Origin of the sequence: Pseudalkalibacillus hwajinpoensis (assembly GCF_039851965.1) — a bacterium.
GTDB lineage: Bacteria > Bacillota > Bacilli > Bacillales > Guptibacillaceae > Guptibacillus > Guptibacillus hwajinpoensis_E.
Genome location: NZ_CP156674.1, coordinates 2,487,140 through 2,512,304, shown reverse-complemented (window position 1 = coordinate 2,512,304; position 25,165 = coordinate 2,487,140). Strand labels below are relative to the sequence as shown.

The following is a 25,165-nucleotide window of genomic DNA, read 5'->3' as shown; positions in this document are numbered from 1 at the left end:
CCTTATTTTAGCTGTTGATTCAGTCCATACCAGATCACGTCTACTCGGTCAGCCGCTGCAGTCAGGTCCTGAAACGCCCAACCTGTGACATCGCGCCAGTCCCTGTCTTCCTTCTCCAGAGGAACAATTCCTTTTGTGATATCTGAGCCAATGATGACAACGGTTCGATCCTGACGCTCATTCTCCCATGACTGCCAGATTCCTAATAAAGAACCCCATATGGCTCTCCATTTCTCAAGGCCAACATCCGCTGTGAGCCCTTTAATCAATTGCTCGACACCTTCAAGCACAACCACGTTGCCATAGAAACGACTAACATCAAGGGGGACCTTAGGCGTATCGTAGGCAGATTGCCAGAAGTGATCCTCCGTTACGCCATAAAACGATCTCACCCATTTAGCTTTGCCATTATAGGCACCTCCCGTAACGAAGTGCATCGTACATTCCTCCTTAAGTCTTCTAGATTCCATTCAAGCTCAATGCCTGTACCATGTGGGATTTTCCATTCCCAGAACTCTGCTTGAGTTGGAGCGTATTTTGTTAACAGGTATCGTATAACCCCGCCATGTGTAATGATGACCGCTTTCCTATTAACACGATTCACCTGTTCAACGACTGCTTTAAATCCTTCATCGATCCGAGACGTAAATTCCTTAAATTCCTCTCCCCCAGGTGGAGCATAGCTGAGAGGGTCAGATACCCAATTGCGGTAGGCAACGTCGTGCTGAAGCTCTGAATAGGTGTTACCTTCCCACTCACCAAAGTGCATTTCGCGAAAAAGAGACAGCGGAACGTTTCTTTGGTCAGGGAAAAGGTGTGCTGCTGTTTGTGTACAGCGGAGTAGATCACTTGTGAAAATCAGATCACACTCATCCACTCTCGCAAATTCAGCTTCCTCACCAACAGGCACATCTGTCCAACCAATATAAGCCCTGCGTCGGTTGTCCTCTGTTATCCCATGACGAAATAATACAATAACCACAGCGTCATCCATACGAACACCTCCACTCCTTCAACACTTGCACCAAGCACATCTCCTGTTATGCCTCTGAACCAGGTGGTGATTTTTCTTTTCATTAGCCACGCTACCAGCAGTGTGACGCCGGTCAGCACCAGAAAGTACAGAAGAGTCTCGATTGAAACGGCGAACATCACACCAGCCGCTAAAAGGAAGTACACAGGATAACTCCATAAGCACGAGCGCTGAACCGCTTTTTGAAAAAAGAAAGCGAGCCCCTCTTCCTTTGCTGGTGCGATCATGACTAGAAACGCGCCCATCACACTTTTACTGAAGAAAGGGATGGTTGCGATCAATACATAGGAAATTGCACCAGCCTGGTGGGCGATTTCATATATGAAAAGAAATCGCGCACTGAGAAGCACGATCACAGACAGGACGCCAAATGCGCCTGTTCGCGGATCCTTCATGATCTCGAGCCGCTTTTCAAGATCCTGATACGAAAAGAACGCGTCGCTCGCATCCATCCAGCCGTCTAGATGGATGCCGCCTGTTAGGGCAATCATGAAAAACCAGAGAATAAACGCGGCTGCTAAGGTAGAAAATGGCGACCATTCGATCAGCGCGTAAAGTAGCGCTGCAGAAAGGATTCCCTGAAGTATCCCTAGAACAGGAAAGGTTTGAATCGAGCGCTTGAGCTGCTTCTGTTCCATCGGGATTTCGCGGCGAACCGGGATGATTGTGAAGAACTGCAGGTTAATGAGAAAGCCCTGCCACCAGCTCATACGTGATCACGCTGAAATAGAATGTCTTTGATTAGCTCCCATTTCAGATGGGGCTTGAGCTGGTTGGCGAGATCGTCGTACGTCTGATCCTTCACGTCCTTCTGATTCACCTGTTCTTGTGGTGAATGGCCCTTTTTGAAACGAAGGCGATTAAGCCAGATCGTGCGCCATTCATCATTGTGAAACAGGTGATGCAAATACGTTCCAATCACACGACCGTCTTCTCGGTAATAGCCTTCCGGGCGGTCCTGTAACTGAAGAAATGGTTTGTCCTCAGGGTCGATGAACCGTGTCTGTCCAAGATGAATTTCATATCCTTCGATTGAAGATAAAGCATTCGTTGCCGGATGAAGAGTCCCTTTCACTCGAGTGGTTTGTTTCTCTTTATGGAAGGAAGTTTTCGCTGGGATCAGTCCGATTCCTTTTTCCAAAGCACCGGCTTTACCTGTGTCTGAGCCAAATTCATCATAGAGCTGTTCCGTCAGCATCTGATAGCCGCCGCAAATGCCGACAACGCTACCGCCTTCTTTGACGTAGTCGTTTAAATATGTCGCAAATCCACGCTCCTTTAGCCAGGCGAGGTCGCTCATCGTACTTTTCGTACCCGGAATAATAATCGCATCCGGCTGACCGATGTCCCGGGCATGCTGGACCCAGCGGATCGTGACGTCCTCCTCGTTAAACGGTTCCATGTCGCTATAGTTTGATAGAAATGGAAGTTGAATTACGGCAAGCTCAAGTGTGCCATTTTTAGTGGAAAAGCGATCACCTATCGATAGGGAATCTTCTCCTTCAACATGGTGCTCGACATAAGGCAGAACACCGACGATCGGAAGGCCAGTTCGCTCCTCAATCCAGGTGATCCCGTCTTCGAAAAGTTCCGGATCGCCGCGGAATTTATTGATGAGGATGCCCTTCACACGAGCGCGCTCATTCGGTTCAAGCAGTTCTAGCGTGCCGATAATGCTTGCGAAAACCCCGCCACGATCAATATCTGCAGCGAGAAGCACGGGAACATCGGCCATCTCTGCAACCTTCATGTTCACAAGCTCGCGAGCCTTCAGGTTCACTTCAACCGGGCTGCCGGCGCCTTCCATCACGATCACGTCGTACGCGTCGTTCAGGTGATCAAGCGCGAGCTGAATGCTTTCAAGTCCCATTTGATAAAAGGATTCGCGGTAATCCTTCCCTGAAAGGGTGCGATACGATGTGCCGAACTGAATAACTTCAGCATGCTGATCAGACCTCGGCTTCAGCAAGATTGGATTCATCCAGACACTCGCTTCCGTCCGGGCCGCTTCTGCCTGTGCCCCTTGAGCTCTGCCGATTTCCTTTCCTTCGATCGTGACGTAGGAATTGTTGGACATGTTCTGGGATTTAAACGGGGCGACGGCATAGCCTTCATTCGCGAGCAGGCGACAGAACGCAGTGACGATCAAGCTTTTGCCAACATCAGAGGCGGTGCCTTGAATCATGATGCCATTCATTCACTCACCTCCCCTTTCTTTCGTAGCGGGATGCCTGCTTCAACGAGATATGCTTCGTCCGCATCCTTAACGATCCACTGGTGAAGTTCGCCAAGCAGGCGTGCGTAGACGTGGACTAGCTCACTTTTTAACGGTTCATGGCCGAGCTCATTGCTGACAATGATGAGCGTGCTGCAATTTTTTTCAATCTTGCTGATATCGTGCTGGATCGTTTCTTTCACTCTATTTTGAAATGAAGATTCTGACCAATCTCCATCACTAAACAGTTCATTGGAAAGTAAAGTTGTTAAGCAATCCAGAAGGACGATCGCATCGGAGTTCATATTTGGAACTGTAGCCCCAATATCCACCTGCGCTTCAACTGTTTCCCATGGAACACTGTTCGCGTCACGCTGATGCTTGTGATGCTCGATTCTTGACATCATTTCTGGGTCACTCGGCTGCCCGCAGGCGATGTAAGACAGGGACTTTCCATGCGCCCCGGCAAGCTCTGTCGCGCGCTTTTCAGCGAAGCTACTTTTCCCGCTTCTTACGCCGCCTGTGATAAAGATTAGCGCCATGCCAGCACCTCCATTAATCGTCTATTTTCGTCAGGGGTTCTGATCGCGAATCTAAGCCACCTTCCGTTCAAACCAGGGAAGTTCTCTGTGTGTCTTGGAACGATTCCTTCACTCATCAGATAACGTAGCAGTGGTGTTTGATCGGTGAGATTCGGGTCCTTCATCAGGTAAAAGTTCACGCTTGAGTTTGAGTAGCTGTAGTTCTTTTCTATTAAAAATGCATGGAGCTTATTCCGCTCCTGTGCGATTAACTTCCGGCTCGCGATAACGTGTCGTATTTGCTCCAGGCAAACTTCCCCTGCTAGTAAGGCTAGAGCATTTACGCTCCAGTGTGGTTGTAACGCTTTAATTGCGCTGATGACGGTAGGATTCGCAATCATGTAGCCGAGACGTAAACCTGGTATCGCATACATTTTCGTTAAAGAACGCAGGATAATGAGCTTCGGGTATGTCGCGATTTCGGGTGCGTATGAAGCGTCTGACAGAAAGTCAGCAAAGGCCTCGTCTATGATGAGGAAGCAGCTATGATTCTCTGATTCTTTTAAAAGTGTTCTAATCGCGGCTGGATCATAGGAAACGCCGGTCGGGTTATTTGGCGTGCAGAGAAAAATAGCGTCGAGATGAGGCATTTTATCGATTAACCGCGCCGGCACAAGCGGCCACTCGCCTTCTTTCAGCGTGTGATATTCAATTTCGCAGCCGGCACTCCTACACGCCATCTCGTATTCTGAGAACGCGGGCTGAACGATACAGATGCGTTGCCCTGCTAGAAAACGACCAACGAGCGTGATCAGCTCCGCTCCTCCATTCCCGATGAGAAGCTCGCTTTCCTGTACGCCTTCTTTACTTGCTAGCTTCGTAGTTAAGGATGACGCATGTGGGTCAGGATAGGTTGTAATGAGCTCATAGGCCTCCTGCCATTTTTGCTTAAGCGCTGGCGGTGGTCCGAGCGGGTTCAGGTTTGCGCTGAAATCGATGACCGTCTCGGGCTGTGTAAGGTTCATAGCTTCGTATAAGTAGTGTGGATTAGAGCCATGTGATGGTAGCGTCAAGGATGAGTCCTCCGATCCAGAGCGTGATAAGAAAGATGAGTGATGCGCGGTTCATGATGCTGATTGATTTCGGAATATGTATGGCACTGAGCGTGTTGGTTGGATCACCCATTCGTGCACGATTGGAAACCACGCCTTTGTACGTGTTCGTTCCTCCAAGCTGGATGCCGAGTAACGATGCTGTTGCCGCTTCGCCCCAGCCGCTATTCGGGCTAGGGTGCTGCCTTGCATCTCGAAAAAGGATGTGCCAGGGGTGTTTTGCTGTGTGTTCAGGCTTTCTGGTTAGCATCATTGCTAACCCTGTCAGTCGTGCTGGAATCCAGTTGACCAGGTCATCTAGTTTTGCGGATGCCCATCCATAAGCTTCGTATGTTTCGTTACGATAACCGACCATCGAGTCGCAAGTATTGATCGCACGATACATCATTGCCCCTGTGCTTCCGCCAATCAACGCCCAGAAAAGCGGCGCGGTGATGCCATCGCTCGTATTTTCGGCGACGGTTTCGACCGTTCCTCTCACAATCTCACTTTCTCCGAGATGCTCGGTGTCACGACCGACGATATACGAAAGTTTAAGTCGCGCTTCACTCATGTCACCTTTTCGCAATGGCCGGTACACCTCTAGAGCAGCTGTCCGCAGGCTTTTCTGAGCAATGGCGGTGGCGATCAGGATGGCTTCCCAGATGATGCCGGCAATTGGATGAATGCTGTAGGCGAGGTAGACTGTAATACCGGTTGTCATCATGACAATCACAAGGATGGTAAGCGTCATGGCTGCTCCTTTTAATCTGCGATACTTTCCGTGATTCCACCGTTTTTCAAAAAAGCCAATGAGCGACCCGATCCATTTAACCGGATGTGGCCATTTCGGCGGATCGCCGATGAGAAGATCGAGACAGAAAGCGATGGTCATGGCGATCAGGTGATTGATGATCATACGGAAACTCTAGCTCTGTATTTTAAAAGCGCTTCAGTCGTGCACGTGTAAACACCCTTGCTAACAAGCTTGCCTAATGTCGTGATCGTACCAGCGTATGGGAGGTGCTCTCCTCTTTGCGTCGCGGCGATTAGGATGCTGTCAGTTGAAGTACCTGTGGCCGTAGTCCCTGTGACGGAATCGGGAACATGCTGGTCATGCATCACCTTGACCTTCGCTTCCGTTGCGGTCATGATGCTCTGGATGAATGCTTCATCAGTCAGCGTTCCATTTACGAAAATCCAGGTGTTGATCGTGCCTGGAAGCGGCTGGTAGACGTGATCCGCACTTCGTGATGCGTCAACGGCGTTACCAACACCTGCTGTGACAACGATAAAAGCCGACACGTCTCCTTCTTCGATCAGTTGATAAGAAACATCCTCGAGTCGAACAGCCGTCATCATGCCGACAGTTTCAGTTGGGTCGATGTGATGGTTCTTGAGATAAGCAGCCATTTCAGCGCGGTGATCGGTGCAATTGTAGCTTTTATCAACATGACGATTGACGAACGTGTTGTACCAGCCAGTTCCGGATCCTACAACGCCTGATGACATTGTACGGAGCGGGAATGGGCTCTTGAGCGTAATCATTTCGTCCGTTCGCTCAAGATAACGATCATCGATTTGGATATCACTCATGTCTTCCGCCTGCTTCTCTGGTAACAGTAGCATTTGCGGTTTTGGTACGGTCGGATGCGGGTGTTTTTCGATGTTTGTGCGGTAAACCGATTGAATTCGCTCTTCGTTCAGGACGTCGTTTGGCTTATGGTGCATGTTGATTTGACCGTCATCAAGCAGGAGCAGGCGATCGCAATACAGGCCGGCAAGATTCAAGTCATGGAAAATCGAAATGACCGTTAGCCCCTGTTCGCGCGTCCATTTTCTTAGTAAATCGAGCAGTTCTTTTTGATAGGAGAGATCGAGATGGTTCGTTGGTTCATCCAGGAGCAGTATTTCCGGTTCCTGGGCCAGTGCCTGAGCAAGGAAAACGCGCTGACGCTCACCACCGGATAGCTCGTTCACATAGCTATCTTGAAAGGCGGCGATTCCGGTCTGTTCCATCGTGCGCTCAACGACCGCTTCGTCCTGATCACTCCACATCTGGAACCAGCCGGTATGATGTGCATAGCGGCCAAGTGAGACGGTTTCTTTTACCGTATAAGGAAAGGCTTGTTCAGCATGCTGCGGGAGGACGGCGAGCACTTTAGCCAGTTGTTTCGCCGAATAGCTGCTGATCGGCTTTTCTTTTAGCAAAATCGATCCCGTCTTCGCCTTCAGGATGCCGCTGATCATTTTGAAAATGGTCGTCTTTCCGCTTCCGTTCGGCCCAACGATACCGAGGAGCTCTCCTTTATTCACGTCAAATGAAATGTTGTCGAGCACATCATGGCCGGGATACCCTCCCGTTACGTGATTTACATTAAGCATGCTTATCCTCTTCTTTCCTTACGTCTTCGAATTAAAATGATCGCGAATACCGGTGCGCCGATTAAGGATGTGATGACACCGATTGGCAATTCGGTTGGTGAAATGATCGTCCGTGAGAAAAGGTCCGCGATGATCAGGAAGGCGGCCCCGAGTAAAATCGATAGCGGTAGAAGATGACGGTGGTCCGGTCCCCATAACAGTCGTGTTAAATGCGGAATGACGAGTCCGACAAAGCCGATCGTTCCTGAAACGGCAACGGCAGCACCGGTTAAAATAGAGCCTCCGATCAGTATCCAGAGCTTGCGCCGTGCGACGTTAACGCCGATGTGCTGGGCGCGTTCTTCGCCAAACGACATCGCGTTTAGCTCCTTACTACTGAAGAGCAGGATACTTGATCCAATGATGAAAAACGGCAGGATGATCGCGATGTACTCCCAGCCTCGCATTGAGACACTTCCTAGCAGCCAGCCGATAATCTGGCGCAGTTCTTCCCCTGTGAGGGCGATCATGAGCGAGAGCAGCGAGCCAAGGAATGAACTAAAGACGATTCCTGTTAAGATGATTGTTTCAACGCGCATGGATCGCTCAATTTGTCGTGCAAAAAAGAGCACGAGGAAAATGGTGATGATCGATGCGGCGATGCTCATGACGGGCAGGGTGAAAATGCCGATGAACGGGAGCGACAGATTGAAAAACAGGACGAGAACCGCCCCGACCGATGCTCCGGACGATACGCCGAGTACGTACGGATCAGCTAACGGATTACGCAATAGACCCTGAAAGGCGGCTCCTGCTATCGCAAGAGACGCCCCTACTAGACCTGCCAAGATGACGCGTGGCAGGCGGATATCCATGACAATTGTGGTAAACATTGGATCTGTTTTTCCCGTTGGAAGATGCAGGAGTTCTGCACCGATCAATTTTAGAATCGTGAGCACTGGAACAGAAACGGTTCCAATCGAAATCCCGATCAGCATCGCTGCGATAAGGAGCGCCGTTGCGGTTACGTAAGCGATGATGCGATTATTCTGCAAAGACATCCGGGTAAACCGCCTTGGCAAGTTCTTCTACTCCTTCAGCAAGACGAGGGCCGGAACGTGTGACGAGATCAGAGTGCACATCAATAACCTGCTCTTCTTTTACAGCCGTCACATCCTGCCAGCCGTCGCGACTTACTACTTGTTCAATCGGATTTTCAGTATAGTAACCGTAAGTTGTAATGATGACGTCAGGATTTGCTTTGATAATCGCTTCCTGGTCGATCTGGTTCCAGCCTTCTTGATCATGTGTCACGTTTTTTGCATTAATGAGCGTTAGCATGTCATCCATGAACGTGTTTTTACCTGGTGAATAAATTTCTGGTGCAGGAGCTACTTCAACAAAAACATCTTTCTGCTCCTCGACTTCTTCTGCTTTGGTTTTCACATCTTCAAGCTTCTGCTTCATATCAGCGATCGTTGATTCTGCTTCTTCTTTTTCACCTGTTGCCTGTCCAATCATTTCAATTGACGCGTACACTTCTTCAAAGCTTGTAGCGTCGTTTACTACGATGACTTTGATACCCGCATCGCGAAGCTGCTGAAGGCCTGCTTCTGAATTGTGCGCGCTTGAGCCATGAGCAAGAACGAGATCAGGCTTAAGGGAGATGATTTTCTCGACGTTAAACTCCATCCCGCCGATTTTTTCAATGTTGGCCGCTTCTTCAGGGTAGTTTGCGAAGTCAGATACCCCAACAACTTCCTCCCCTGCACCTAGATCGAAAAGAATTTCCGTGTTACTCGGAATCAGAGAGACGATTTTTTCTGGGTCTTCTTCTAGCGTTACCTCTTGATCGAGGGCGTCAGTGATCGTGACTGGAAAGGCGCTATTTGCAGACTGATCTGCCTGGTTTTCTTCATTAGTTGATTCGTTTGTTGTGTTGTCTTCCTGAGCTTGATCGGATCCACATCCGGCCAGTATGCCTGTAATTAAAAAGAGTAAGACGAGTAGTGAATAGAGCTTCTTCATGTGTGTTTCTCCTCCTGTTTTTGACAAAAATAAAATCCCCAAGCACAAGCATGGGGATGGCCGAATGGAAGTTGAGGTTAGTTGATACGTACATCAACACCTTAGTCCGTTGGCACATCCCTATCCTCGTAGGTCGCGCTTTGTGATACAGGCAGGTCTCCTGGCTCATGGTTATCGCGCGCTGCCCCTTCCCGTTCTTAATGAACAGTGGTTTATGCAGCTTGCAACCATTTACAGTGGCGGGACCGCGCTGGATTTACACCAGCTTCCCTTTTAAGTCTTCTTAGTGAAGACACCCGAATCAAATGCGTATGTAGTTAATTGGTTCTAGGATTTATTATACAGCATAGGTGTGAAAGGGGGAAGAGGGAGGGTGTTGTGGTGGTGGGGTCAGACCCCTGTCTGACCCCACCACCACACTCTTCTTTCATTAATACCGTTGCTTTGTTAAGAAATACAGAAACCAGACGGCGTGATTCTGTTCATCTGCTGCCGCTCGCTTGAATTTATCTTTAATGAAGGGGTCATCAGTCTGATCTGCGATATCAAGATAAAAATCAGCGGCTTTTTGTTCGTCTTTGAAAGAAAAATCAAGTCCAGGCACATATTCTGTAGGACATTCTTCAATTAGCTGAGGTGATGGCTGCTGCCCTGTTAATTGAGTATAAATGTAAGTGAATGCCTGGTAGTGTGCCATTTCATCATTACGTATTTCAAGAATTTGTTTTCTTTCTGTTTCATTCGGCGCAAGCTGTGCGAGCTTCGCATAACACTGAATCGCACTGTACTCTCCATTGATTGCTGTCGCAATATCATCTGCTAGTGTGCGGTAATATGGATACATGATCGAACCCCTTTTGAACACGTGATAGCACAGTATATGATAGAAACCCATGGTTTGGTGAAAGAAAAAAAGAGAGGTGTGGGGGTCAGACAGGGGTCTGACCCCCATACCCTCATACCTTCTCTCTCTCCCTCTACCCTCTACAACCCAACTGAAATATATTTAACCTCTAAATACTCTTCAATCCCATGGTGCCCGCCTTCACGGCCGAGTCCACTTTGCTTAAACCCACCAAATGGAGCCTGCGGAGTAGAAGGAAGGCCATCATTTAATCCAACTATTCCATACTCCAACTGCTCACTGATTCGAATGCCTTTTGTAATGTTCTCTGTGAACACATAAGCAGCTAACCCATAGATGGAATCATTCGCTCGTTTAATTGCTTCGTCTTCCGTCTTAAATGTTGTGATCGGAGCGACTGGACCAAATGTTTCATCATTCATACATAACATGTCATCATTTACATTGGAGATAACAGTAGGTTCAAAGAATAAACCGCCTTGTTCCTTCCCGCCGCAAACAATAGAAGCTCCTTTACTTACTGCATCCTCAACATGTTTTTGTACTTTCTCCACTGCGTTATTATCAATTAAAGGACCGATATCGGTGCCTTCATCAAGACCGTTACCGACCTTCAGATTCTTCACTTTTTCCACTAGTTTTTCTGTAAACGATTCAACAATCGATTCATGAACATAAATCCGATTCGAACATACACAGGTTTGTCCTGCATTTCGGAACTTGGAGGCAATAACGCCATCAACTGCTTTATCTAGATCTGTGTCCGCCATAACAATGACAGGGGCATGTCCGCCTAGCTCTAATGATACTTTCTTGACTGTTTCAGCAGATCCTTTCATTAATCGTTTTCCAACTTCAGTGGAGCCAGTAAACGTTAGCTTTCGAACGCGAAGATCTTCGAGCCAGGCTTCACCTATTGACTTCGCATCACCCGTTACAGTATTGATCACGCCTTTTGGAATACCAGCCTCTTCAGCAAGGGCTGCTATCTTTAAAGCAGTTAATGGTGTTTGTTCTGCAGGTTTAATAACCACCGTACAACCAGCGGCTAGTGCTGGTGCGACTTTACGAGTAATCATGGCAGCAGGAAAGTTCCATGGCGTAATAACAGCTACAACGCCAACAGGCTGTTTATGGACAAATAATCGTTTGTTCCTTTGTGTTGCGGGAATTTGTTCCCCGTAAATACGCTTTCCCTCTTCAGCGTACCAGGAGATAAACCCATTTGCGTATTGAATTTCACCAAGCGCTTCCTTTAATGGCTTGCCCTGCTCAAGGGTCATAGTATGAGCAAGGTCTTCTTTATTTTCATTGATGAGATCAAACCATTTACGGATAAGTTCAGATCTTTCGTAAGCGGAGTACTGAGACCAGTCTCGAAACGCGGAGTCAGCAGCATCTACAGCACTTATTGCTTCTTTTCTTCCACCGTTTGAAATTGTTGCTATCACTTCAGAAGTAGCAGGGTTTGTCACTTTCACCTTTGAAAGGGCGCTCCCCACTTCTTCTCCATTAATAATCATATGGTAATGTTGCATCGTTATCCTCCTGTTCAATTAAGAAATTCGTTTTTCTTTCTCGCTTTCAATGTCCTTCGTAAAGATTTCATCATTCTCACCAGTGAAGAACTTTTTACCATAAATCAAAATACAAAGAACGATACCAACGGCAAATCCCCAACCGGCTCCTTTCGTTGCTAAAACAGCTCCTATGATTCCCGCTATTCCGAGATCCCTGTGACTGCGAGATTCTAGGATACCAACGCGAACGCTTACATATCCCTGAATCAATAGGGTTAAGGCAAGGGCGATGCCTAGAATTGGTTGTACTAAACTTACGATAGGCAGTAATAGTAGCCCGGTATTGGTACCCCAACGGAAGGAACCAGAACCACCGAATAACGAGTTCATCGCTTTCTTACCTTCTTTAAATCGCTCGATGACGACAACTTGCATTGCTGCCCAGAGTGGACCAGCCATTGTAACATCTGGACCTAAAATACTCATAATTGTGTTCCGCCCACCGAAAACCAAATGAGCACGATTTGGATTATAATCAATTTTTTCATCACGGCGAACATCATCTGCTTCATCAATTAACGCTTTACTTTGTAGAACGTCACCAAATAACACGATGTAAGCTGCCAGAACTGTTGGTAAGGCAGTTAAAAATAACATCGCTGGCGGAAACCCTAGTCCAAAAACAGTATATTCACTCCAAAGAGTAGCGAAATCAGGATTAATAAGTCCCCACTCAATTGTTGGCCACGGTGCTTCACCAAATAGTGGTGCAATGATAACTGCTAGGATAATAATTGGAAAAATCCCCAACTTACCAATTAGCCCCCATAGAGCGCTTTTCGTTTTCAACTGATTAAAGTGTTTTGAGAAAATAATATAAAAAGCAATTCCCACTGCAATCGAAATCGTCCATGGGAAGCTTTCGAATCGTCCGCCAACTTCGAAGACAGAAATAACTGCTGCAAAACCGGCTCCTAGAATGACACCTGACTTAATAGCAGGCGGAACAAATGAAACGACTTTTTTCGCTAAGCCGGTTGACCCTAATAGGATCGATAATAGCCCGAGGGTTAACTGAAAGGCGACGAGTGCATGAACTCGTTCAGCACCTTCTGGAAAGGCTGAAACATAAGCCATAATTAAAGGGATCGCTGGTGTTATCCAACCTGGAACAACTGGATCGCCAAGTAAGTGATGTGTTAAATAGAAAATACCATTTAGAAGAACAACGGCCAGTGCTACTTCAAAAGGCATTCCTAATAGCTCTATCATTAATGGAATCGCAGCTAAATCTACTGCACACATTAATAGACCCTGAACATAATCAGGCCATTCAAATTTGTAGTGGATAAATGGAAGTCTTAGTTTGAATGGTCCCATCGGAATGTAAGGTGACTCCTCACCGTGTTTTCGGTTTTTCCACATTGTGTGAACTCCTTTTCTATTCGAATATGTTACGTTCTGATAAAGACGGTTAATTTTCCCTCTTTATAAAAATTAACTAGACTGGCCATGCTTCATTAATAAGCAGATTGATAGATTTCCTCAATATCCGTCTTGCTTAATTTGCGTGGATTATTATTTAATAGACGTTCAATTTGGCTCGCGTCTTCAGCCATTTCGGATAGAGCTGATTCTGGAATGTCGAAGGAACGTAATCCATCAGGAATATTTACAGCTTCACATAACCGTTTCATTGCGATTACAGCTTTATCTGAGGCTTCTGCATCCGATAGCGAGTGCGTATTTTCCCCAAGAGCTGTAGCGATGTCTCGGAACCTTTCCATGCAAGCAATCTTATTCCATTCCATTACATATGGAAGGAGCAAAGCGTTACTTACCCCGTGTGGAATATGGTAGCGTCCACCTAGAGGATAAGCGAGAGCGTGGACAGCACCCACTCCGGCATTACCGAATGCCATACCAGCCATCAAACTTGCTGTTGCCATCTTCTCCCTCGCTTCTAAATTCGTGGGGTTGGCATAGGCCTTTGGTAGATTACTAGAGATCATTCGAATCGCATAAATGGCTAACGCATCGGTTATGGGGGAAGCATGGACAGATATATATGCTTCAATTGCATGAACTAATGCGTCTACACCACTTGCTGCCGTCACAGAAGGAGGCATTGTTAGCGTCATCTCCGGAGCCACGATTGCAACATCGGGCAGTAGGTAATCGCTTACAATTCCTTTCTTGAGCTGTGCTTCTGTGTCAGAAAGAATAGAGATATTTGTCACTTCTGAGCCCGTCCCAGCAGTGGTTGGTAGGGCAATAATAGGTGCCCCTTTTTGAGATACGAGATTTGTACCGACCAGTTCAGTTAATTCCCCATTGAAGGAAGTAAATGCAGAAACACCCTTTGCGATGTCAATAGCACTCCCACCCCCAACGGCAATTAGCCCATCGTGTCTTCCTTCATTGAATAATTTCGTACAATCTTCTACAACAGATAGCTCTGGATCAGGCTTCACACCTGTAAACACCTCAAAAGTAAGCCCTTTCATAAATGCGGTGATTTGATCAACAACACCCACCTTTTGTAAGATCTCATCTGTTACTATGAGAGGATTTTTTACCCCAAGTCGTTCTAATTCTTCTGGTAAAGCTTCAGTAGCCCCTTTTCCTGTAATTAGTTTGTTTGCGATCTTGAAAGTTGAAATCGTCATTATGCTTTCTCCCTTCATTCTTTTATTAATAAATAATGCAATTCTTGTGCCAACTTTTTAAAAATAAGGATAGAAAGAAGCTATGACGGGGTAAAAGTGAATTCACGTTCAAAAAACGGTCAAATTTGATTAGTATATTAATCAAAAAGTGGAGGTCTGATTAAAATATTAATCAAACCTCCACTTTTTCATTTTCTGTACGATTGTAGATTGACTTACTTCTAGCACTTCAGCCGCTTTTCTAGTTGTTTTGTATTTTCTTAAAGCTTTCGTGATCATTTGACGCTCAACTCGTTCTATAGCTTCTTTTAAAGGAATTATTTCCTCATTATATAGAGAGCCCACCTTGCTTTTAGAATCAATCAACTCATAAGGAAGATCTTCAAGTTCAATTTGATCTGAAGAAGTGATCACTACTAGACGCTCAATCAAGTTTTTTAACTCGCGAATATTACCTGGCCATTGATAATCGTGTAAAGTATCCAGGACTTCTATGCTCAAGGTTTTACTTGTATCGTATTCCCTATTGAAGTCCTCTAGAAAATGGTGTGACAAATGGAGAATTTCTTCTCTACGTTCACGTAAGGAGGGGATTTCAATGGGAACAACATTTAAACGATAAAATAAATCCTCTCTAAAATCACCCACTTCCACAAGCTTTCTAATATTCCTATGTGAAGCAGCGATAATTCGCACGTTGATATGTTTAAGTTTAGAAGAACCGATTGGAATGAAGGCCTTATCCTCAATAACCTTTAATAGTTTTACTTGAAGCTCTAACGGTAAATCCCCAATTTCATCCAGAAATAAAGTGCCATTATCTGCTACTTCCAGTAATCCTTTTTTCCCTTTTGTTAGCGCTCCTGTAAAGGCACCTGGTTCGTAGCCGAACAATTCCGCTTCTATTAAGTTGGGAGGAAATGCCCCACAATTAAGCTCGAGAAAACTTCCATCTGAACGATTAGAATGCTCGTGCATATATTTAGCAATCATCGTTTTCCCAACACCTGTTTCACCTTGTAGGAGGACCTTTGCATCGGATTTAGCCACGCGGTCAATTACTGTAAATAACTTCATCATGATTTCGCTTGAATAGATTGAAGACTCAACTGATTGATGTGCAAACGTGGCATTTGAACTATTCCGAAGAGCTTTGAGTTCCTGGAGCTCATCGATTTGAAGCTTAAGTTTCAAAAGTTCTGTGATATCTCTTACGCTATTTACTACGTATAAAATGTCATGATCCTCATTAAATATTGGGGTGCCAGAGACAATAATTTTTCTTCCATTATGAATAGACTGCATTAACGTAATTGGCTTTTTCTCTTTCAGAACCTGGATGGAAGCAGATTTAGAAATATAGCCTGCTTTTATTAGGTCTTCCATATGATATCCAATTAACTGCTCAGCTTTCAGGTTCGTAATCCGTTCATAGGACTTATTCACTTTCACCGTAATCCCATATCCGTCTGTAATAAAAACCCCATCATAAAGTGAATTTATGATATCAGTGAAGACAGGGCTTTCAAGTAAAGCACTATATTGATTTTTTTCCACCTCTTGCACTTGTAAAGTAGAATGTTGCGTCGTCACATTCTGGATAATTTGTCCAATCGTTTCGCCAACATTACCACCGCTTAGGACTTCACTTAGATCATCAAGACTAAGAAGACCGACAACTTCATTATGATGATTCACAACATCAATCGCATCCAGCTCTGAATGAGAAAATAACTCTATTGCGCGTTCGATCCCATCTGATACGCTCAATTTCATATATACTCCCTCCAATCACTAACAGAAATTACTCTTCTTATTATCATACACTAATAATAAACTCGAAAAATTAGATAAAGTGAAACTTCCATCAGAGGGGGTTTTGCTTCATCCCCCTCTGATGGTTAGTTGAACCAATCGGGCCTTTAGGGGCAGTTGCCCCCCACCTAAACGTCTCGATTGATTTACATTCCTGAGGTGGGGGTTTTACTGCCCCTTAAAGCTAGAATAATGAATTAGCACCCTTCCACTATTATTAGCGGTCGTGCTATTGCAGACTACTGTTTGCGAGAGACAATTTATTATTTTTCAAGACTAACTAGACTGTTCTAAATAAAATGCAATACTTTGGGTCCTTTACCACTAAGAAGACCTATTATAGGAGGTAATCGTCATGATTATAAAGATTGTAACCATAGCCTCATACGTCTACTTACTCATTTCATCGCTGATTTTAGCTCGAGATATGTCAGGTGCGAACGACGATGTGTTTATTGCTCCAGCCGGATTTGCATTTGCGATCTGGGGTTTGATTTATTTATTGCTGCTCATTTCGCTCGTAAGGCAATTTACCGCAGATGAACAAGATCAAAAGCCAAAAGCTGTATGTGAAAATTTCATACTTATTCTCGTTAAGCATGCTCCTATCAGGTACCGCTGTGCTTGTTGGTGAAACGGCAGCACTCTTTTTTATAGCTGGCTCTTTAATCACTCTCGCCATTCTTTATTCGATCATTACAAAAAAACCTGATCGCTCATCGTTCTTCATTGTTCCTTTTTCTTTCTATTTAGCATGGACATCGATTGCAACGATTGTCGATGCATTTATCGTTGCTCGAGGTAACGATGTGGAACTGATTTTTGGTTTAAATGAGCTGGCATGGACGATTATTATGCTTATTATCGGCGCAGGACTTGCAGTGTACTTCAGCCTCTACAACGATGACTTAATTTATCCACTTGTCTTCCTGTGGGGTTATTTCGGGATATTTGTGAACGGGGAGAAACCTGTTCAACTTACGTATACGCTGAGTATTCTACTGATCGGACTCGTGCTATTTGTGATCTGGAAGGTGTATCGTGAGATTCGCGGGAGAAGGATGAGAGCGGAAGCGGTTTGATGGAGGTGTGTGTGATGTAAGGGGTCAGACCCCTGTCTGACCCCTTACATCCGTTCGTTTATAGTCCAATCATTATGTATGTTTATAACCACGTTGCTTTTGCCTGAGTGCTGAGCAACCGAACCTGGTTTTTATTTTGTAAGCTTGAAGCAATATAGAAATTCATAATGGACCTCTCTTTTGCCCTTATTCTATATAAGGGGGTTAGACACGTGTCTGCCCCCCCCTATATCTATCCCTCCTTTCTTTTTCATCGTTCTACCCCCACTACAAGGACTTATTTACTACTTCCTCCCAGGATACCTATTTTTTGAAATAAATCATTTTCACATGTAATAAATCTGTAATATTCGTCTTAAATCAGCTTGCCTGCTTGCTTAAACCTAGATTCCATAAGCAAAGTTTTATTACAAAGGTAATCTTTTTTAGCTAAAGATGGATAAGAAATGGTTCTTTATTCCAGTTTCGGACTAGAGGTGGTTTCAGGCTGTTTAGAACGAGGTATATTCCGATTAATCCACAGTTCAACCAACTGATAACAAACGGGTCAAAAGGCTCATTAATTACATTAATAGTGGAAATAGCGGAATAGGAGTGAAATCATGAGTATTCAAAAAAGTGCGGATAGCTCAAGTCTTGCTGAAGTTATTGACCGGATTTTGGACAAAGGTATAGTGATTGATGCATTTGCGAGAGTTTCCCTAGTTGGGATTGAAATCCTAACAATTGAAGCTCGCGTGGTAATTGCAAGTGTGGATACGTGGTTGCGTTATGCAGAAGCAGTAGGACTCCTTCGTGATGAGGTTGAGGAAGAAGGCCTTGCGAAACAGGATAATGAGCGAGTACCACAATTTAGCATTTAAATTTAATAATAAATTTCAATAGAGATGAGGGTGGATAATGGCAGAGAACGAAGTAGATCACACAAGTGGAAAGATCCTTTCGCAACCAGCGGAAGGCGGCTCACAACCACAAGGAAGCGGCGAGCGCCCTTCTGTTAATTTCGCCATCATAGGCGGTGTCGTTGGTGCAGGTATAGGCTTATTATCGAGCCCCGGTGCTAGCAAGAAGGTTGTTGAGAGCATCGGAAAGTCGGAAGCTGTGAGAAACGCTGGACAAGAGTTAAGAAAATCAGCTCAGGATTTCATTACTGAGCAGGCTCTTCTTACATTAAGGCAAACGGCGACTGGTTATATGAGTAAGTATGAAGGTCGTTTGCTCTCACCAATGAAGAAGAATAATGAGGAAACGAAGCAGGAAACTGAAGAACCTTCCTCACAATCAAATGAAGAAATCGAAGAAATTAAGGAAGAAAATAAGAATTTAAACGAGCGATTAGATCGTATTGAGAACATGTTGTCGAGTCTAGTGGATTCAAAATAATCGACATTCAGCTATCCCTAAAGGGGGCATTGGATGAGTAATCCTGGTAAGAAACTCGCAAAAAAGGTGATCAAGCATGCACCTGAACCTGTAAAAGATAAGGTAAAAGAAAAAGTTAAAGAGAAAGTAGTCGATGATTTTCGGGACAATGTGAAAGAAGGCATTCAATCGAAAGTAAATGAGGCTTCTGAGAAGTTAGAGAGAACGAAAGAAGAAAATGCCGATAAGGTTCATTCGAAAGCGGAAGACGCGAAGGATAAAGTACAGGATGTCCTGCTGTCCGTTCGTGAAAAACTCGGCAATGCGAAAGAAGCCGGTGAAGAGTTCCAAGAAAAGGTCTCTTCATCAAATAAGAGCCAAACGAAAATCAAAGGTGTCGGAAGCATAAAAAGTGTGACCGATATTAAGAGTTCCATGAATATTAAGAGCTCTACCGAAATTAAAAGTTCTGAAAACATTAAATCATCTAAAGACATTAAAAGTATAACTTCTTAAGTTATACGAAAGGAGAATGAAAATGGCTATTCAAAAAAGTGCTGATAGTTCAAGTTTAGCAGAGGTTATTGACAGGATCCTTGATAAAGGGATTGTCATTGACGCATTTGCTCGAGTATCCGTTGTCGGAATTGAAATTCTTACAATTGAAGCAAGAGTTGTTATCGCTAGTGTGGATACATGGTTACGCTATGCCGAGGCAGTTGGCCTACTTCGCGATGAAGTACAGGAAGATGGACTTGCCAACCAGACAAATGAAAGAAATGCACAGTTTAGTATTTAAGCAAAAATGAAATAGTTAGCGGGATGGCCTAAGGAGGCCATCTCCCCTATCTAAGCAGGAGGACACTATGGAAATTAAAGAAATCATGAATAATGTTGCTGATTTTTTCAATAATCATGTAGCTCCTCTCCATAAGATCACCTCAGTTGAGAAAAATGAAAATAAAAATGAAGGCTGGAGGGTCATTGCAGAGGTTATTGAAGAAAAGGAATATATGAAAAAGTATGCAAAAGATGAAATGCTCGGGACATATGAGGTCCTTTTAAATAATGAAAAAGAAGTGACGTCTTTCACGAGACGAGATGTTCGTTACAGAAGTGCAATTGGACAGGAAATGTAGGAAGAGCAGGAGGTATTTGACGTGACGGTATTAACGAACAGGACCAAGAACACTCGAGAGCTCATACAGGATGATGAAACGAAAGAATTGCTCTCTCGTTCCCTTCAATACCTGAAATCAGGTTTCCCTGTACATTTTATTGGCCCTTCTGGAGCCGGGAAAACCTCTCTTGCTCTTGCATTAGCGAAGAAAAGAAAACGCCCGGTTATGCTTATGCATGGTAATCATGAATTAAATAACAAAGATTTAATTGGTGATTTTACAGGCTATACGAGTAAAAAAGTGGTCGATCAATATGTTCGATCTGTTTATAAGAAAGATGAAAGTGTTACAGAAACCTGGCGAGATGGACGCTTGCTAGAGGCTGTCAAAAACGGCTATACGCTTGTGTATGATGAATTCACACGTTCACAGCCAACAACCAATAATATTTTCCTTTCCATTTTAGAAGAGGGAATTCTCCCCCTATATGGTTCTAAATTAACCGAACCTTTCATCAAGGTTCATCCAGCTTTTTCAGTTATTTTCACAAGCAATCCTGCCGAATATGCTGGAGTTTATCAAACGCAGGATGCCTTATTAGATCGTTTGATTACAATCAACGTGGATTACAAAGACAGCGAGCGAGAAATGCTAATCGTTTCTGAGAAAGCAAACCTGGTGATGAGTGAAGCACAAGCCATAACAAGGCTGATCTCACAGATGCGTGATCATTGTTCGAATGGCAACGGCCCTAGTTTGCGCGCTTCATTAATGATCGCAACACTCGCTATTGAATCAGATATTCCCATAGACGGTAAGAATTTTGAATTTCAGCGTCTATGTCTTGATATAATTGCGCACAGCGTCAGTCAATGCATTGACGATGAGAATCCGATCGCAAAAGCGGAAGAATTAATTATAGATGCATGTGAAAACATGGAAGTTTTTGAAGAGTAAAGGAGTGTTGACCATGAGTCAAAACGAAGAAATGGGCATTTATATCTTTTGTGCCATCCAAACGAATGAAGACGATCAATTTGGAACAATCGAACTTGAGGATGAGGAAAGGGAACTTTTCACGATTCGCTACAAGGATGCAGCCATGGTGGCAGCCGAAGTTCCAATGAAAATCTATCACCCGAATAAAAAGAACTTATTAACGCACCAGCAAGCCGTATCATTTGTAATGGGTCAGAAAGATACTGTTATCCCAATTAGTTTCGGTAATACTTTCAAATCTCGTGATGATGTGAAAGTTCTTCTAGAAAATCTTTATCCGCAATTCGAGAAACTATTCCCTAATATTAAAGGAAAAATCGAAGTGGGACTTAAGGTAATCGGAAAGAAAGAATGGCTTGAGGCGATGGTGAATGAGAATCCAGAAGTTGAGAAGATGGCTGCATCAGTAAAAGGTAAATCGGAAGCAGCGGGCTATTATGAACGAATTCAACTCGGAGGTATGGCTCAGAAGTTTTTTGCTTCCCTCCAACAGGATATTAAACAGGAAATTTTTGCTCCGCTCGAGGAAACATCTGAGGCAGCGAAAACCAATGATCCTCTCGGGGAAAAAATGTTATTAAATGCAGCCTTTCTTATCGACCGAGAAAATGAAGAAAAGTTCGATCAGCTAGTAAATGAAGCACATGATAAGTGGAAAGACAAAGTTGATTTTAGTTACACCGGCCCGTGGCCAGCCTATAACTTTGTTAATATCCGCTTAAAGGTTGAGGAAAACTAATGCTTCACAAACTGGTTACCGCGCCTTTTGATTTAGTCATAAAAGTCGGTGAGAAAGTAAAAGAAGAAGCAGATAAAGAATTGTATGACCTTCCCACTATTCAACAAAAGTTAATTCAACTTCAAATGATGTACGAGCTTGGCGAGATTCCTGAAGAAGCCTATACAGAAAAAGAAGAAGAATTGCTTATCCGTTATGAAATTGCTAAACGGCGAGAATTAGAGCAATGGGAAGAATTAACGAAAAAGGATTGAAGGTGAACAAATGGGCAATCTCATTTATTTATACGGTTTAGTTCCTAGTAATGAAGCAAATAACACTTCACTTCCTTCTACAAAAGGGTTTGATGGTGAACGCGAAATTTATACACTATCAATAAATGAAGTGACAGCCATTGTTTGTCAACTGGATTCCGATCACTATTCGGAAGAAACAATAAGCGACAAAATCAATAACGATATGGAATGGCTTCAGGAAAAAGCGTTTCATCATCATGAAACCGTTCAACAGTTGGCACAAATGTATACAATCGTGCCGTTAAAGTTCTGCACGTTATATAAAAATCAGGAAAGCTTGCAACATACCATTGAGAGAAATACAGAAAAGCTGAATGAAACGTTTAAGCTTTTAGATGGTAATGAAGAATGGAATCTAAAAATTTACTGCGATGATGAGCTGGTTAAGAAGCAAGTAAGTGAAAGCAATGCTTCGATTGAAGCCAAAAGGCAGGAAATTAGTGAATTACCTCGTGGCAGACAATTTTTTGAGAAGAAGAAAATTGATGAACTCATCAATCAAGAGTTAGAAAATGAGAAAAACCGCTTCTGTGAAGAGATACATGAAAAGTTAAAAAAGATTTCTCTCTTTGGAAGCATTAAGAAAAATTGGAGCAAGGACGTTACGGGGCGAAAAGAAAAAATGGCGTGGAATAGCGTCTTCCTTATCCCATCGGCTAACGTCGAGGAATTTATAGAAGAAATAAAGCTCGATGAAGAAATCTACGGACAAACTGGGTGGAGTTTTGAAGTATCCGGTCCGTGGCCGCCTTATCATTTTTCTAGTTTTTCTTAACCAAAGAAGTGAGGATTGAGAGCCATGACAGTAAGAGAGTCGATTGAAAACAAAGATATAGCCCTCATAGATATATTGGATGTCATTCTCGATAAAGGTGTGGCGATTAAAGGTGATTTAATTATCTCTATTGCAGGCGTTGATCTCGTCTATTTGGACTTACGTGTTTTGATTTCGTCAGTAGAAACCCTTGTGCAGCATAAGCAGGGTACTCGAAAAACGATTCATTCTGATCAATTCGATAAAGAAAGGGAGGCATTAATCAATGCAACTGGCCAACCAAACAAGTGGTCGAATTAACTTTGACCCGGACAAGGCAGAACAGGGATTAGCACAGCTTGTCCTGACCGTCGTAGAACTTTTAAGACAGATTGTGGAGCGCCACGCAATGAGGCGCGTTGAAGGTGGTACGTTAACAGACGAACAGGTTGAGAACCTGGGTGTCGCTTTAATGAATTTAGAAGAAAAAATGGAAGAATTAAAAGATGTATTTGGTCTGGATGCAGAGGATTTGAATATTGATCTTGGACCATTAGGAAGCTTAATGTAATTAAGGCCGAGCCAGAGGAGGCGTTTGTATGGCTGTTGAACATCCCGTTCAATCAAATACCATTGTAGATGTTCTAGAGAAGGTTCTGGATAAAGGAGTTGTCATTGCCGGCGATATTACAGTTGGCATAGCAGATGTTGAGCTTCTCACCATTAAAATCCGCCTGATTGTCGCTTCCGTAGACAAAGCAAAAGAAATTGGGATGGACTGGTGGGAAAATGACCCTTACCTTAGCTCGAAAGCTGCAGATAACAAAACGGAAGCACTGGAACAAGAAAACAAGAAATTACAGGAACGACTGGATTCACTTGAGAAAAGTTTAGGAAACAATCGCCTTAACCTGGCGGAAAAATAATATTTGGAGGTATTTACCATGACAGAACAAAACACGACTGTAGAAAATCAAACACAGGAAAAGAATGGAACGAACGGCAACAATAACAATAATCAAAACAAAGCGGGGATTAACGGACCGTTAACGAGAACTGTTACAGGCAGTATTCTAGGAGCCACAGTTGGTTACCTTGCAACACCTGAGAATGGGAAGAAGCTTATTGCTAAGATCGATCAGGAAAAACTTAAAAACAAAGGAAAAGACTTCGGAAATGCAACAAAGGAAAAATCAAAACAAGCAGCTGGATCTATCAAAACTTCAACTGCCAAGTTCTTTAAACGGGACAAGCAAAATCACTCTGAAGAAGACAATGAAGAGGATGTTGAAACCGTTGTAAATTCTGAGAATAATAGCTCAACAGATTCAGAGAATCATGACGAAGACTACAATGCACTCAAGCAGGAGAACGATTCATTACAAAACCGTCTTGAGCAAATCGAAGACAAGATCGATCGTCTGACTAAAGCTCTTGGAGAAGATGTTGAAGAGGATGAAGAAGAAGAGGAAGAAAAGCCCTCTTCGTCACGAGGAAAAAAACAGACGAAGAAATCGACTGAAAATGTAGATGAAGAAGACAGTGAAGAAGATGACGATAACGAACAGTCCTCTTCTGCAAAGAAACAGAAAAGAAACTCGAAATCTACAGAGCCAAAGAATGAAGATGACCAGGAAGATGCTGATACTGAGGATGAGGACGAGGAAAAAAGCCAATTGAAAGATTACCAAAATAGTGAAGACGACGATGATAGTGAAGATGAGAACGAAGATGACGATGAAGAAGTTGAGCAATCTAAACAAAAGAATACAAACAAGAAAAAGCGTCGTACATCTCGCAAATCAAACGCATCTAAGAAAGCTAACAATTCAGATGATGAAAAGGAAAAAGTAACAACACTATCTAGTAATGATGACACATCTTCTTAAGTAGATAGAACAGAAAGGAGAAGTGAAAATGAGCTTTGAATCAACCAACCAAAAAGACAGCATTCTTGAATTCTTCACACAAGCATCGAATAAACACGACTTTTCCCTGGATATTACACTTAACATCAACGGGGCAATTGTCACCGGGACAACCGTCTCTGCAAAAGAATACTTCGATATGCTGAGTGATTCCATTGGAGACGGTAATGACATTGCCCGGAAGCTGAGCGAAGAACTCGCAAACGCCGGGCAGGCACTCGAGGATACCAATGAAGCTCAGACTAATTTTATCCACCTAAAAAACACAAAAGTCTATCTAGGTGACAGTAAGCCTACTCCTTCACAGGGTAAAATCCTGTGGAGAGGTAAGATCAGCGAGGTTGATGGGTTCTTCCTCGGGAAAATATCTGATGCGAAGTGAATGGTAGTGAACTAATGGGGGTCAGACCCCTCTCCGGCCCCGTGCCAGAGAGGAGTCTGACCCCTTTTTCAACTCCTTCTTTAGCCTTCTCTCCTTCCGCTCTTCATACATCACCGATTTCTCCATCCTTTCCATCCTCACTTTCCCAATAACATTGCGGACGGAATCGTTTTTCTTAATTAGTTGATCGTATTCTGGGTTTTTCGTCAGTTCGGTAAACCAGCTAAATGCCATAAGCGCCGCGATGTTCTTTTCGATTTTTTGTTCATCAGGACTCTCTCTACCAAAGCTCAAAAAAACATCTCCAATAAGCGAAAAAAGTTCAAGAAATAGTTCCATTTCTTCTATCCCCTCTACAGCAATGTATCTTTTCAATATAAG

At 43.9% G+C, this 25,165-nt stretch carries 32 protein-coding genes and 1 riboswitch; of the genes, 16 read left to right on the top strand and 16 right to left on the bottom strand.

Annotated elements, in window-relative coordinates; translation table 11 throughout:
* Nucleotides 1-2 precede the first annotated feature (2 nt).
* From ABFG93_RS13160 to ABFG93_RS13090, 15 genes are all read right to left on the bottom strand, one after another.
* The gene (locus ABFG93_RS13160) at nt 3-437 is read right to left on the bottom strand and encodes a bifunctional adenosylcobinamide kinase/adenosylcobinamide-phosphate guanylyltransferase (RefSeq protein ID WP_347548480.1); all 435 of its coding nucleotides are present in this window, start codon (nt 435-437) and stop codon (nt 3-5) included.
* Nucleotides 389-994: a histidine phosphatase family protein gene (locus tag ABFG93_RS13155; RefSeq protein ID WP_347548479.1), complete on the bottom strand. Its 606-nt coding sequence runs from the start codon at nt 992-994 to the stop codon at nt 389-391. Before ABFG93_RS13155 ends, ABFG93_RS13160 begins: the two co-directional genes overlap by 49 nt.
* The gene (gene cobS, locus ABFG93_RS13150) at nt 952-1,743 is read right to left on the bottom strand and encodes an adenosylcobinamide-GDP ribazoletransferase (RefSeq protein WP_347548478.1); all 792 of its coding nucleotides are present in this window, start codon (nt 1,741-1,743) and stop codon (nt 952-954) included. The genes ABFG93_RS13155 and cobS overlap by 43 nt, the downstream gene beginning before the upstream one ends.
* Nucleotides 1,740-3,230, bottom strand: coding sequence for a cobyric acid synthase (locus tag ABFG93_RS13145; RefSeq protein WP_347548477.1), 1,491 nt, complete (start codon nt 3,228-3,230; stop codon nt 1,740-1,742). Before ABFG93_RS13145 ends, cobS begins: the two co-directional genes overlap by 4 nt.
* Nucleotides 3,227-3,790 (bottom strand): bifunctional adenosylcobinamide kinase/adenosylcobinamide-phosphate guanylyltransferase, encoded by a 564-nt coding sequence (locus ABFG93_RS13140; RefSeq protein ID WP_347548476.1) that lies wholly within the window; start codon nt 3,788-3,790, stop codon nt 3,227-3,229. Before ABFG93_RS13140 ends, ABFG93_RS13145 begins: the two co-directional genes overlap by 4 nt.
* Nucleotides 3,781-4,842: a threonine-phosphate decarboxylase CobD gene (gene cobD, locus ABFG93_RS13135; RefSeq protein ID WP_347548475.1), complete on the bottom strand. Its 1,062-nt coding sequence runs from the start codon at nt 4,840-4,842 to the stop codon at nt 3,781-3,783. The genes ABFG93_RS13140 and cobD overlap by 10 nt, the downstream gene beginning before the upstream one ends.
* Complete coding sequence (gene cbiB / locus ABFG93_RS13130) at nt 4,817-5,779, bottom strand: adenosylcobinamide-phosphate synthase CbiB (RefSeq protein ID WP_347548474.1); 963 nt, start codon at nt 5,777-5,779, stop codon at nt 4,817-4,819. Before cbiB ends, cobD begins: the two co-directional genes overlap by 26 nt.
* Nucleotides 5,776-7,245 carry an adenosylcobinamide amidohydrolase gene (locus tag ABFG93_RS13125; RefSeq protein ID WP_347548473.1) on the bottom strand — a complete coding sequence of 490 codons (1,470 nt, stop codon included), beginning with the start codon at nt 7,243-7,245 and terminating at the stop codon, nt 5,776-5,778. Before ABFG93_RS13125 ends, cbiB begins: the two co-directional genes overlap by 4 nt.
* 2 nt (nt 7,246-7,247) lie before the next feature.
* On the bottom strand, nt 7,248-8,285 hold the full coding sequence (locus ABFG93_RS13120) for a FecCD family ABC transporter permease (protein WP_347552838.1): 1,038 nt from the start codon (nt 8,283-8,285) through the stop codon (nt 7,248-7,250).
* The gene (locus tag ABFG93_RS13115) at nt 8,269-9,252 is read right to left on the bottom strand and encodes an ABC transporter substrate-binding protein (RefSeq protein ID WP_347548472.1); all 984 of its coding nucleotides are present in this window, start codon (nt 9,250-9,252) and stop codon (nt 8,269-8,271) included. Before ABFG93_RS13115 ends, ABFG93_RS13120 begins: the two co-directional genes overlap by 17 nt.
* A 133-nt stretch (nt 9,253-9,385) precedes the next feature.
* A riboswitch (cobalamin riboswitch) is annotated at nt 9,386-9,567 on the bottom strand.
* A gap of 115 nt (nt 9,568-9,682) precedes the next feature.
* Nucleotides 9,683-10,096, bottom strand: coding sequence for a ferritin-like domain-containing protein (locus ABFG93_RS13110; RefSeq protein WP_347548471.1), 414 nt, complete (start codon nt 10,094-10,096; stop codon nt 9,683-9,685).
* Nucleotides 10,097-10,236: 140 nt separating this feature from the next.
* Entirely contained in the window at nt 10,237-11,655 is a 1,419-nt protein-coding gene (locus tag ABFG93_RS13105) for an NAD-dependent succinate-semialdehyde dehydrogenase (protein ID WP_347548470.1), read from the bottom strand.
* 18 nt (nt 11,656-11,673) lie between these two features.
* Nucleotides 11,674-13,062 (bottom strand): hypothetical protein, encoded by a 1,389-nt coding sequence (locus ABFG93_RS13100; RefSeq protein ID WP_347548469.1) that lies wholly within the window; start codon nt 13,060-13,062, stop codon nt 11,674-11,676.
* A gap of 95 nt (nt 13,063-13,157) precedes the next feature.
* Complete coding sequence (locus ABFG93_RS13095) at nt 13,158-14,306, bottom strand: iron-containing alcohol dehydrogenase (RefSeq protein ID WP_347548468.1); 1,149 nt, start codon at nt 14,304-14,306, stop codon at nt 13,158-13,160.
* Nucleotides 14,307-14,474: 168 nt separating this feature from the next.
* Complete coding sequence (locus ABFG93_RS13090; RefSeq protein WP_347548467.1) at nt 14,475-16,082, bottom strand: sigma 54-interacting transcriptional regulator; 1,608 nt, start codon at nt 16,080-16,082, stop codon at nt 14,475-14,477.
* A 394-nt stretch (nt 16,083-16,476) separates the two neighbouring features.
* On the opposite strand from ABFG93_RS13090, the gene ABFG93_RS13085 reads away from it, so the two are divergent.
* The 16 genes from ABFG93_RS13085 (at nt 16,477) to gvpU (ending at nt 24,784) form a co-directional block, all read left to right on the top strand.
* On the top strand, nt 16,477-16,755 hold the full coding sequence (locus ABFG93_RS13085; protein ID WP_347548466.1) for a hypothetical protein: 279 nt from the start codon (nt 16,477-16,479) through the stop codon (nt 16,753-16,755).
* Nucleotides 16,742-17,203, top strand: a complete 462-nt coding sequence (locus ABFG93_RS13080) for a hypothetical protein (protein WP_347548465.1) — start codon at nt 16,742-16,744, stop codon at nt 17,201-17,203. Before ABFG93_RS13085 ends, ABFG93_RS13080 begins: the two co-directional genes overlap by 14 nt.
* Nucleotides 17,204-17,805: 602 nt before the next feature.
* Nucleotides 17,806-18,066: a gas vesicle protein GvpJ gene (gvpJ, locus tag ABFG93_RS13075; protein ID WP_347548464.1), complete on the top strand. Its 261-nt coding sequence runs from the start codon at nt 17,806-17,808 to the stop codon at nt 18,064-18,066.
* A 37-nt stretch (nt 18,067-18,103) separates the two neighbouring features.
* Entirely contained in the window at nt 18,104-18,586 is a 483-nt protein-coding gene (gvpT, locus tag ABFG93_RS13070; RefSeq protein WP_347548463.1) for a GvpT/GvpP family gas vesicle accessory protein, read from the top strand.
* Nucleotides 18,587-18,619: 33 nt separating this feature from the next.
* On the top strand, nt 18,620-19,081 hold the full coding sequence (gvpQ, locus tag ABFG93_RS13065; protein WP_347548462.1) for a gas vesicle protein GvpQ: 462 nt from the start codon (nt 18,620-18,622) through the stop codon (nt 19,079-19,081).
* A gap of 22 nt (nt 19,082-19,103) precedes the next feature.
* Nucleotides 19,104-19,364 carry a gas vesicle protein GvpJ gene (gene gvpJ / locus ABFG93_RS13060; protein ID WP_347548461.1) on the top strand — a complete coding sequence of 87 codons (261 nt, stop codon included), beginning with the start codon at nt 19,104-19,106 and terminating at the stop codon, nt 19,362-19,364.
* Between the two features lie 67 nt (nt 19,365-19,431).
* On the top strand, nt 19,432-19,704 hold the full coding sequence (gene gvpO, locus ABFG93_RS13055; RefSeq protein ID WP_347548460.1) for a gas vesicle protein GvpO: 273 nt from the start codon (nt 19,432-19,434) through the stop codon (nt 19,702-19,704).
* Nucleotides 19,705-19,725: 21 nt separating this feature from the next.
* Nucleotides 19,726-20,643, top strand: coding sequence for a gas vesicle protein GvpN (gene gvpN, locus ABFG93_RS13050; protein WP_347548459.1), 918 nt, complete (start codon nt 19,726-19,728; stop codon nt 20,641-20,643).
* Between the two features lie 13 nt (nt 20,644-20,656).
* The gene (locus tag ABFG93_RS13045; RefSeq protein WP_347548458.1) at nt 20,657-21,424 is read left to right on the top strand and encodes a GvpL/GvpF family gas vesicle protein; all 768 of its coding nucleotides are present in this window, start codon (nt 20,657-20,659) and stop codon (nt 21,422-21,424) included.
* Nucleotides 21,424-21,678 (top strand): gas vesicle protein GvpG, encoded by a 255-nt coding sequence (locus ABFG93_RS13040; protein WP_347548457.1) that lies wholly within the window; start codon nt 21,424-21,426, stop codon nt 21,676-21,678. Before ABFG93_RS13045 ends, ABFG93_RS13040 begins: the two co-directional genes overlap by 1 nt.
* 10 nt (nt 21,679-21,688) lie before the next feature.
* Entirely contained in the window at nt 21,689-22,495 is an 807-nt protein-coding gene (locus ABFG93_RS13035) for a GvpL/GvpF family gas vesicle protein (RefSeq protein ID WP_347548455.1), read from the top strand.
* Between the two features lie 24 nt (nt 22,496-22,519).
* Complete coding sequence (locus tag ABFG93_RS13030) at nt 22,520-22,795, top strand: gas vesicle protein (RefSeq protein WP_347548454.1); 276 nt, start codon at nt 22,520-22,522, stop codon at nt 22,793-22,795.
* A complete protein-coding gene (locus ABFG93_RS13025; protein WP_347548453.1) occupies nt 22,761-23,045 on the top strand; it encodes a gas vesicle protein K in 285 nt (94 codons plus the stop codon). The genes ABFG93_RS13030 and ABFG93_RS13025 overlap by 35 nt, the downstream gene beginning before the upstream one ends.
* A 28-nt stretch (nt 23,046-23,073) precedes the next feature.
* Entirely contained in the window at nt 23,074-23,400 is a 327-nt protein-coding gene (gene gvpJ / locus ABFG93_RS13020) for a gas vesicle protein (protein WP_347548452.1), read from the top strand.
* 18 nt (nt 23,401-23,418) lie between these two features.
* Nucleotides 23,419-24,363, top strand: a complete 945-nt coding sequence (locus tag ABFG93_RS13015; protein WP_347548451.1) for a YtxH domain-containing protein — start codon at nt 23,419-23,421, stop codon at nt 24,361-24,363.
* Nucleotides 24,364-24,391: 28 nt separating this feature from the next.
* Nucleotides 24,392-24,784, top strand: coding sequence for a gas vesicle accessory protein GvpU (gene gvpU / locus ABFG93_RS13010; protein WP_347548450.1), 393 nt, complete (start codon nt 24,392-24,394; stop codon nt 24,782-24,784).
* Nucleotides 24,785-24,805: 21 nt separating this feature from the next.
* Here gvpU and ABFG93_RS13005 read toward each other — a convergent pair whose 3' ends face one another.
* Nucleotides 24,806-25,123 (bottom strand): hypothetical protein, encoded by a 318-nt coding sequence (locus ABFG93_RS13005; RefSeq protein WP_347548449.1) that lies wholly within the window; start codon nt 25,121-25,123, stop codon nt 24,806-24,808.
* Nucleotides 25,124-25,165 lie beyond the last annotated feature (42 nt).